Annotated in this window: 13 protein-coding genes and 2 pseudogenes; 10 read left to right on the forward strand and 5 right to left on the reverse strand. The window is 43.4% G+C overall.

The annotated features are described in order from the left end of the window. Positions 1-65 precede the first annotated feature (65 nt). From HWQ38_RS36855 to HWQ38_RS36870, 4 genes and pseudogenes are all read left to right on the forward strand, one after another. Positions 66-410, forward strand: coding sequence for an AAA domain-containing protein (locus HWQ38_RS36855; RefSeq protein WP_292804378.1), 345 nt, complete (start codon positions 66-68; stop codon positions 408-410). After that, positions 337-528 (forward strand): annotated as a pseudogene (locus HWQ38_RS36860) (hypothetical protein); the annotation flags it as partial. The gene HWQ38_RS36855 and the pseudogene HWQ38_RS36860, both read left to right, overlap by 74 nt. Before the next feature lie 21 nt (positions 529-549). Continuing rightward, positions 550-636 (forward strand): four helix bundle protein, encoded by an 87-nt coding sequence (locus HWQ38_RS36865; RefSeq protein WP_292804381.1) that lies wholly within the window; start codon positions 550-552, stop codon positions 634-636. Then, the gene (locus HWQ38_RS36870; RefSeq protein WP_292804348.1) at positions 629-1,387 is read left to right on the forward strand and encodes a hypothetical protein; all 759 of its coding nucleotides are present in this window, start codon (positions 629-631) and stop codon (positions 1,385-1,387) included. The genes HWQ38_RS36865 and HWQ38_RS36870 overlap by 8 nt, the downstream gene beginning before the upstream one ends. Here HWQ38_RS36870 and HWQ38_RS36875 read toward each other — a convergent pair. The 3 genes from HWQ38_RS36875 to HWQ38_RS36885 form a co-directional block, all read right to left on the reverse strand. Further along, positions 1,361-1,687: a transposase gene (locus HWQ38_RS36875; protein WP_292804351.1), complete on the reverse strand. Its 327-nt coding sequence runs from the start codon at positions 1,685-1,687 to the stop codon at positions 1,361-1,363. The two genes, HWQ38_RS36870 and HWQ38_RS36875, sit on opposite strands and share 27 nt — an antisense overlap. Positions 1,688-1,864: 177 nt before the next feature. Further along, a complete protein-coding gene (locus HWQ38_RS36880) occupies positions 1,865-2,251 on the reverse strand; it encodes an IS630 transposase-related protein (RefSeq protein WP_292804354.1) in 387 nt (128 codons plus the stop codon). 174 nt (positions 2,252-2,425) lie between these two features. Continuing rightward, positions 2,426-2,596, reverse strand: a complete 171-nt coding sequence (locus HWQ38_RS36885; protein WP_292804357.1) for a hypothetical protein — start codon at positions 2,594-2,596, stop codon at positions 2,426-2,428. A 61-nt stretch (positions 2,597-2,657) separates the two neighbouring features. Between HWQ38_RS36885 and HWQ38_RS36890 the strand changes: the two genes are divergently transcribed. The 3 genes from HWQ38_RS36890 (at position 2,658) to HWQ38_RS36900 (ending at position 4,576) form a co-directional block, all read left to right on the forward strand. Beyond that, the gene (locus tag HWQ38_RS36890) at positions 2,658-3,086 is read left to right on the forward strand and encodes a hypothetical protein (protein WP_292804360.1); all 429 of its coding nucleotides are present in this window, start codon (positions 2,658-2,660) and stop codon (positions 3,084-3,086) included. A 66-nt stretch (positions 3,087-3,152) separates the two neighbouring features. After that, positions 3,153-3,746 carry a TrbI/VirB10 family protein gene (locus tag HWQ38_RS36895; RefSeq protein WP_292804363.1) on the forward strand — a complete coding sequence of 198 codons (594 nt, stop codon included), beginning with the start codon at positions 3,153-3,155 and terminating at the stop codon, positions 3,744-3,746. A gap of 77 nt (positions 3,747-3,823) precedes the next feature. Continuing rightward, positions 3,824-4,576, forward strand: a complete 753-nt coding sequence (locus HWQ38_RS36900; protein ID WP_292804366.1) for a hypothetical protein — start codon at positions 3,824-3,826, stop codon at positions 4,574-4,576. 23 nt (positions 4,577-4,599) lie between these two features. Here the strand turns inward: HWQ38_RS36900 and HWQ38_RS36905 are convergent. Together HWQ38_RS36905 and HWQ38_RS36910 are read right to left on the reverse strand one after the other, a co-directional pair. Beyond that, positions 4,600-4,752 (reverse strand): annotated as a pseudogene (locus HWQ38_RS36905) (IS4 family transposase); the annotation flags it as partial. Beyond that, positions 4,727-4,915 (reverse strand): hypothetical protein, encoded by a 189-nt coding sequence (locus HWQ38_RS36910; protein WP_292804369.1) that lies wholly within the window; start codon positions 4,913-4,915, stop codon positions 4,727-4,729. The pseudogene HWQ38_RS36905 and the gene HWQ38_RS36910, both read right to left, overlap by 26 nt. 276 nt (positions 4,916-5,191) lie before the next feature. Between HWQ38_RS36910 and HWQ38_RS36915 the strand changes: the two genes are divergently transcribed. The 3 genes from HWQ38_RS36915 to HWQ38_RS36925 all read left to right on the forward strand — a co-directional run. Next, positions 5,192-5,371, forward strand: coding sequence for a hypothetical protein (locus HWQ38_RS36915; protein WP_292804372.1), 180 nt, complete (start codon positions 5,192-5,194; stop codon positions 5,369-5,371). A gap of 265 nt (positions 5,372-5,636) precedes the next feature. Continuing rightward, complete coding sequence (locus HWQ38_RS36920) at positions 5,637-5,855, forward strand: hypothetical protein (protein WP_292794786.1); 219 nt, start codon at positions 5,637-5,639, stop codon at positions 5,853-5,855. A 397-nt stretch (positions 5,856-6,252) separates the two neighbouring features. Beyond that, positions 6,253-8,173, forward strand: a 1,921-nt coding sequence (locus HWQ38_RS36925; protein ID WP_292804375.1) for a hypothetical protein, incomplete at its 3' end; no start/stop codon positions are given.

Below are 8,173 nucleotides of genomic sequence, written 5' to 3' on the forward strand. Positions count from 1 at the left end.
ACCAACGCGCACATAATTTAGCAGGTAAACTTATTAGGGAAGATCAGCATATAATTTGGGTCAGAATACCTTCTGATCAAAATTTTAGAGAAAATCGAACAGGAACTTCTTATGAAAACGAGAGGGAAGTTGCTTGCATAGAAAATTTATGCGCTCAAATGAACGAAACCTGGGCTGCCAAAGTTGCTAACGGGGAACCCAAAAAAGAGATAGGTATTATCACCTTCTATGTCGCTCAGTTGACACTTATTAATAAATGCATCTCCAATGAACACCGTTTTCCTAACCTTGATATTCGCACTGGAACAGTTGATAGATTTCAGGGAATGGAAAAAGCTGTTGTCAACCGACCCATTTTTTGGACAAGACATTTTAGAAAATGCCGCAGCTGGAGCGCAATTAGTAGCTGAAGGTTTCAATGAACTTTGGCAAGAAACCCTCAACGGTAGCTTGTACGGCTCGATGTGCAAAGTTGGTCAGTTTTTTGCGATCGCCACACTTACCCTTTTTATGGTTGAGTTAGGCAAAAAAGCCAAGACATTTTAAGATTTGATAATTTGGCAAAAAGCACATCAGTTTTTTTTATTAGTATATCAATTTACTAGTGAGTTTCCTAAATCGGAAATATATGCTTAAACCTAAGTCTAAATCTCAACCAGCCCGCCTCCTCAGTTACGGTCAATCTACCTCTACACCTATTGCAATGGCAATCACCATAACAGCAGGAGGAACTATCTTATCTATCCTATTGCAAATTGTAAATATTGGTATGAGTTCTAGTACAAATCGTCATGTCAAAGGCATGACAGTTGTTCAACTCCAAGATGGCTCTATTTCACCTGGTAAATTTGCTGCTCCCAACGAACGCGAAGACGAAACTATCAAACGCTTTATCTCAGATAGCATGATTAAAACGTTTGGTTGGAACGGAATAATCGAAGCAACAGAGAATGGAGAAAACGTTACCAAATCTGATAAAGGAATAGATGTTCAAACAACAAAAAATAGTAGAAAAAGAATTCCGACTAGAGCTTGGGAAGCTGCATTTGCACTATCTGAAAATCAAGATTTTCGGGCAAACTTCCTCAAAAAATTAGCAGAAATTGTCCCAAATGGTGTATTTAACGGTGAAGTTCAAGTCTCACTCGTCACCCACCATATCTCTGAACCCAGAAAAATCAAGGATGGAAAGTGGGAGGTTGATTATATCGGTACGCTTGTAAGCTTTGATAGAAATGAAAATCAAGGTAAAGGAATCGCCTTTAACAAAACAATTACTGTCGAAGCTATCGATACTCCCAAGTTACCAGCCAAGCCAACTGAACTTGATAAAAAAATTTATTTAGTACGAGAGCCAGGTTTAGAAATTACTCAAATAGGACACTAGATGTAAGATATACTCCATCGCATCCCGTAGACACTCATATTGGTCAAGTTGCTTGCGAATGCGACTTTTGAGCCAAGACCAGCATCGCTCAATCTTGTTAAGATCCGGTGAATAGGGGGGTAAGTACAATAGTTTACAACCTGCTTGCTGAATAAGTTGCTCAATACGACCGCCTTTATGGAAGGTAGCATTATCAATGACTACCACCTGCCCTGGTTCCAACAGAGGGATTAAACAAGTTTCCAACCAAATCTCAAATACAATTCGGTTGAAAGAACCTTCGACTGTAAAAGGAGCCATCAGTTGCTGGTTACACAAGGCCGCAATCATATTCACACAAGCGTTGCCGCCGTCCTGACTTCAGCGCATGAAACCGTTGTCCTTTCTCATTCCAGCCATAATCGTAGTCTTCTCGATTGTCCATACCTGCTTGCTCGACATAAACAATCGTTTCATCTGCCTGGGTTGTTAACTGTGCTATGAATGCTTGCCGTTTGACCTCATCCCGCTCTCGATAACCGTAGGTCTTTTTTTTCGCGTGAACCCAATTTTCTTCAAGGCTCTTGCAATTGTGCGATCGCTGATGTCACCCTCCCACAGTTGAGCCATCTCCACCTGGGTTTTATCACCATGAGATTTAGCAAAAGCCCGAAATTGCTCCCAGTCTGTAATTTTGTGGTTGTTGCCAGAGGGGCGGTTGGGCAAAGGCAGAACGTCTCCGGTTTCAGCTTTACGCTGCAACCACAGGTTAATCGTGTTTCGGCTGATGTTGAAGAGTTCACTGGCTTCGCTTTTCTTCAATCCATCTAACTCGATGGATTGGATCACCTTCTGACGGAAATCGTAACTGTAAGGTTTAGCCATAGTAAATCAGGCGAGAGCCGGTCATGATAATACTTATAGTCTATGTCCTAATGGGCTAGACGGTTGCTATAAAGGCAAGACGGAAGACAAAGAAGAGAAAAAGGAAGGTACTGAAGAAGAACAATCCAAAAACAAAGAGAAAACACGTTCTACTCGACAACGAAGGGTAGTCTCTCAAGAAACTCCCCCTACTTCCAGAAGACGTGTATACCGAGAAGAAGCACCCGAAACTGTTAGACCAAGACCTAGAGAAGTCGCTTCACAGCCAATACCACCCCTGCGTCCTAGCGCTCCTCTGCCAAAATTTGCCAAACAAATAGTTGCCAGCAACCAGAGTGTTGCCAAAGACCCAATAGCCGAACTCGAACGCCTGCGTAGTCTGGGTTCGGTTGGTCGGGTTGATTATATGTTAGCCAGTACCACTGTAAGTGAACCTACAAGCACAACAGCAGAAGAAGTTACAGCTAAAACTGAAGAAACATTACGCCCAGCAGAACAAAATACCAGTCGCTCCCGTCGCCGCCGTAACCGACGTAGCGAGAATACCGAAACAGTTACTAACACTCCCAATCAAATTGAAGAACTGCGCCCGCGTTGGGAACCTGTAAACACAAACGACAGTACTCCAGAGTATAGCAATACTAATGACGAAGAGAACAATCAAGCCGTACCAGTTATTTATAGCTTCTCGGTAAAAGAAGCACAAACTAGCTCAGAACTTGGCAAAGAAAAAACCGTAGAATCCAGTTTTGCTGGTAATAAACAAAACAACCCCACTCAGCAAGTCGAACGACTTGCAAATAACTACTTGCCAGAAGAAGCACAGATACTTTAAGAAACACAACCACAGTATCTAGTTGTCGGTTCGTTTGCAAGTGCAACCCTCGTAACTCCGCTCGTGATGCCCCAAATCAACAATAACGGTCGTTCCCAAGAGCAGACAAATACGTTACAGTTTGTCGCCAGGTTGGACGAGCCGCTTTATAGCAATACTGGCGAAATAGCTATTCCAGCAGGAACACAGTTAACTATCGCTATGATTTCGGTTGATAGCACATCAGGCGTGCGTGCCGAAGTCACGGCTATTCTCAAAGACGGAACCGAATACCCCCTATCACCCGGAACGATATCAGTCCTGGGAGAGGCAGGTTCCCCCCTAGCTGCCAGACCTTACGACGACAAGGGATCTGAAATTGCCAAGTATGATGCCACTTTGGGGACAATAGCTGGTATTGCCAAGGTAGGGGAAATTATCAACCAGTCAGATGAACAAGTCACAGAAGATTTGCCTTTAGGTGGGACAAGAACCCGCAGCCGCAATAACAACCGCAACCTGGGAGCTGCCTTCCTTGAAGGTGCCTTTGGCAAACTTGGCGAAACAGTCAGCAAGCGGACAGAACGTGTCACTGACGAAATCAACCGCCGTCCCAATGTCTGGTATGTGCCTAAAGACACCAAAATCACAATCAAAGTCGATAGGTCAATTAAGCTCTGAAACTCAAATATATAGCTAGCTTTAGTTTAATTATCCGTTGCGCGATCGCCTTTGGCGGGTGCCTCACCATCGCCTCCGTGTTTGCACCAAGCCAACTTGTACTGGCAAATACTATCCGTCAAGTTGCAGCGTCCCAGGTGTCAGGGGAAAATGCCCAATTGCAGACAGTTAAGGTCTGGCCTGGACATGGGGTATCAATATCGTTCTACAACACCAGAGAAGTCATCAAGAAAATCTGGCTGGATGACCCATCTAGGTTTGTTTTTGATGTAGACGGATGTCTTGAAGGCTTGGGTAAGTGTTCTAACAACAGTACGGGTGCTGGACTAATTCATATTCGCCGCATCGAGACAGTCAAAATCCCCGGTTTACCACAAGCTTCTTACGGGGCGCACATGACGGTGATTACCGAATCTGGGTCAACAAGGAAAAGCTATCACTTTCGGATTGTAGCGGGCAGTGGCACACCAGAGTACAGCCAAATTGAAATTATTGGCGATACTCCCAGCAAACCTGAAGAAGTAAAACCAAAGGTCAGTTACACCGCATTATCTGATAGCAGACATATCGCTAAAGGAATGCAAGTTGCCCTTAAAAATCAGTGGGTTACTACAGATAGCAAGCTTTGGAAGCGTCTGAACCAACTTGTTGAGTTGCGATCGCAAGGAGAGGAACTTTTTGTCCCCGGCAGCACCGCAAGCTACCAAACTGTTGGTGAAGTACTGGACAATTATCCCGAACTGGGAGAAGTGGAACTTGGTAAGTACGTCAAACTCGATAAGTATAAACTAACCAGCATCCCCGGTATCATCCGTGAGAGGTTAAGGTAATTTCACATTTGTCAAGAGGGTGCAGGAAAAGGAGATAAATCCAGCTTGGAGACTGGCAATCGTTTGGCTTTGACAACTCCTAAATCTTGATTTTCTAAAGCAGCAAAGTACTTAATGGGGTCATCCGCCTTCCCTTTATCGTAAGCGACACTAAAATGATACAAACCACGATAAATTCAGAATCCTGTCTCGACATCCTAACTGCTTATAATATTTTTGTTGAGCAAAAATAGCTGGGGTTAATAAAGCTTCTAAATGTTTGGAGATCGCTTCATTATCTATAGTAGGAGTATGATGTCGGTGTGCGTGGTCAGAGTTTTGTTTTGGTCGCTTTGGCATGGCGGTAAACCAAATTTTTCATTACCTCGTTTGATAATTGAATTTACCTAACAATGTTGCCCGCTTCTTGCAAAGTTATTTTGTCGTTACAATACTTTTTCTTACCTTATTTAAGTTGTCAAGTACTTTTAAGATAATGATAATCAAAGAGAGGGGGAGGAGGCAAGCGACGGTTGCCTCCTCCCCCTCTCCCCATACATGATTATCATTCTTATTAAGACCATTTTGAGTATTTTAGCTGATTGACAAAAGGCGCTTTATTCTAAACTCTCACGGATGGGCGTAGTTTACCTTTCCGGTGGCATCGCTCTCTATCCTCTAAGAATGAGAAGCGATCGCTACAAGAGCAAAATTCAATACTTCTATGCTTTGACTGTGTGTTCTCGGTATTTTCCAATACCTGGCACTGGTTCCAAGGTAGGCTCTTTTGATTCAGCGATCGCCCCTCATGTGTAGGGCAATATTCTGAGAGGAAAGTGGGAGCGATGCCACCGGAAAGGTAAACTACGTCCTCAGTCCTTTGCTGTCTTTAGAAAGATTTTTAGCGGAACTTCTATATACACATTTGACATATTAATGACACAACTAAGACATAGATATAAATAAAATCTTAAAAAAATAAGAACTGTTAGTTAATGAATTAATCTAGTTAAATTCATCACAATTAAGTCAAAAAAATAACTGGCTTAATTGTCAAGAGTTAAGTAAAAGGAAAAGATTAATGAACAAGATTATTGCAGGAATAGTGGCAATACCCGTGTTGCTTACCTCAATGCCAAAACAGGCATCAGCACTCTCAGTAGTCAACCCAGATGTTCAAAAACCACAAGTCGGAACATTACTAGCTAGACGAACCCAGCGTCGTCGGTGGATAGCTGGGCATTGGGTAATCAGAAATCACCACCGCGTATGGGTTAAGGGTCATTATCAGTATTACTAACCACGAACTAAGCGTGAGATTTAGGCATTTTTGGTGCTAAATCTTAAAATCCTCTTAGTAGTTCGCCCTTGAGTGAAGCAAGAAAGCAGGGGGAGCAGGGGGGGAAATGGAGGCTGGCGTTGAGTTTTGCCTCCCCTGCTTCTCTTCTTCCCCTGCCTAAGAAAGCTTATCTGAGCAGTATTGCACCCCAATCCGAAAAAGCGCATTTTGGGGTTGGCAGACCAGTAGGGCGATGCCTACGGCGGAGCGAAAGGCGACCATCGCAGTTTTTCTTTCTTGACTTTGCTCTCTTACTACGGATGAGCAGTAGAAAAAAATACTTGCATACTCGTAGTAGTATCAGCATGATTCTTGATATCAATTTTTATACAACGAGAAAAAAATTGGAGTATTCTGAATGTCTACATTTACCGTCACTAATACTAATAACAGTGGTGCAGGTTCACTGCGGCAGCAAATTCTAAATGCCGATCTCGCTGGCGGAACAAATATCATCAATTTTGGTGGACTGTTTTCTGATGGGCTGGCTCATACGATCAATCTGACTGGTAGTAGTCTGAGTATCACAGATAACCTTACCATTCAAGGCACAAATGCCAGCTTACTTACTATTAAGGATGATAGTGCTGACCGTGTTTTTGATATTGGTAAAGGTATAACATCTGCAATCAACGGGCTGACTATTACCAATACATACGATGGAGCCGGAGGAGGGGGTGCGATCTCAAATGATGGCATCCTGACCTTGAGCAATAGCATCATCACTGGTAACACTGTAAAGAGTAACGCAACCCTCTACGGATTTAGCATTGGTGAGGGCGGTGGCATTTTAAACAGTGGTAGTCTCACGCTGGACTACAGTATCATTAGCAATAACTCGACTATTGCTGCTGACACGTTACCAACATTAAATGGTGATTTTTCTAATAATGGAGTTATTGTCGCTGGCGGTGGTATTTACAACAGTGGCAGTCTCACACTGAACAACAGCACCATCAGTAATAATTCATCAATTTATTCTGACGCTCAAGGCGGTGGTATTTACAACAGTGGCAGTCTCACTGTGAATCACAGCACCATCAGTAATAATTTATGCCAATGGGACGGCGGAGGTATTTACAGCGATGGCAGTCTTACTGTGAACTACAGTTCCATCACTGATAATACATCACAATGGAACGGCGGCGGGATCTACTACAGTGGGAGTAGCATCCTATCGGTGAATAATAGCATCATCACTGGTAATTTAGCAGAATACGTCGCTACCTTCGGCAGCGGCTTGGGCGGAGGTATTTACAACGAAGGCACTACTATAAACGTGACTAACAGCCGCATCAGTGACAATTCCGCACAGTACAATGGCGGCGGGATCTACAATGATGGCACTCTAACGCTGAATAATAGCACCATCAGTGGCAATTCGGCACAATACGACGGCGGCGGGATCTACAAAAGTTATATCAATAATTATGGTTATAGCACTATAACGGTGAATAACAGCATTATCAGTAATAACTATGCCAGCGAACATGGGGGCGGCATTTATAGCGATGGCACTTTTTATAGCGATGGCACTATAGCGGTGAATGAAAGCACTATAGCGGTGAATGAAAGCACTATTATTGGTAATTCGACAAACGGCGAGGGCGGCGGGATCTACAATGTTGGCATTTATTCTCTAGGGTATCGTGGTCCAGGATATACACTTCTCTCTAGACTTACGGTAACAAATAGCACTATTAGTCATAATCGGGCAACCACTGGAGGTGGTATCTACAATAATGGCACTCTATCAGTGAGTCAGAGCAGCATCAGTAATAACTATGCCAGCGATTATGGCGGCGGCATCTACAACTCTAGTTCTAACGGGGACGGTAGCGACAATCAATTTGGCATCGTTACCGTAAGTTATAGCAGCATTAATGGCAATACGGCACTTACTGCCGGCGGTGGCATCTACAATAATGCCGATGACGGCGGCGACTATTCTGGCACTGTTACATATACTCAATTAGGCATAGTTAACGTGAATCACAGCACCATTAGTGGCAATCAAGCACACTTTGGCGGTGGGATATACAACAATGCCAGCTTAACAGTAGGCAACAGCACTATCAGGCACAATAAAGCTTTCGGCATCGAACTCAGTTCTGGGAAATTCGAGTCTGGCAAGGGTGGCGGGATTTACAACTCTGACTCTAGCTATGCCACGGACACAATAGACTACAGCACCATCGCTTGTAACTTTGACACACCCGAAGAAGATTCAAATAAGTTTATCAAGCTTGATAATCTCGTAGGTAAATTCATCACCAAAG

The sequence above is a fragment of the Nostoc sp. NMS7 genome (assembly GCF_017115085.1).
Classification (GTDB): domain Bacteria; phylum Cyanobacteriota; class Cyanobacteriia; order Cyanobacteriales; family Nostocaceae; genus Nostoc.

Excerpts from the sequence above, each read along its gene's own strand:
- HWQ38_RS36870 (WP_292804348.1), top strand. The coding sequence starts at position 629 with ATGCTTAAACCTAAGTCTAAATCTCAACCAGCCCGCCTCCTCAGTTAC.
- HWQ38_RS36875 (WP_292804351.1), bottom strand. The coding sequence starts at position 1,687 with ATGGCTCCTTTTACAGTCGAAGGTTCTTTCAACCGAATTGTATTTGAG.
- HWQ38_RS36880 (WP_292804354.1), bottom strand. The coding sequence starts at position 2,251 with ATGGCTAAACCTTACAGTTACGATTTCCGTCAGAAGGTGATCCAATCC.
- HWQ38_RS36890 (WP_292804360.1), top strand. The coding sequence starts at position 2,658 with ATGTTAGCCAGTACCACTGTAAGTGAACCTACAAGCACAACAGCAGAA.
- HWQ38_RS36895 (WP_292804363.1), top strand. The coding sequence starts at position 3,153 with ATGCCCCAAATCAACAATAACGGTCGTTCCCAAGAGCAGACAAATACG.
- HWQ38_RS36910 (WP_292804369.1), bottom strand. The coding sequence starts at position 4,915 with ATGCCAAAGCGACCAAAACAAAACTCTGACCACGCACACCGACATCAT.
- HWQ38_RS36915 (WP_292804372.1), top strand. The coding sequence starts at position 5,192 with ATGGGCGTAGTTTACCTTTCCGGTGGCATCGCTCTCTATCCTCTAAGA.
- HWQ38_RS36920 (WP_292794786.1), top strand. The coding sequence starts at position 5,637 with ATGAACAAGATTATTGCAGGAATAGTGGCAATACCCGTGTTGCTTACC.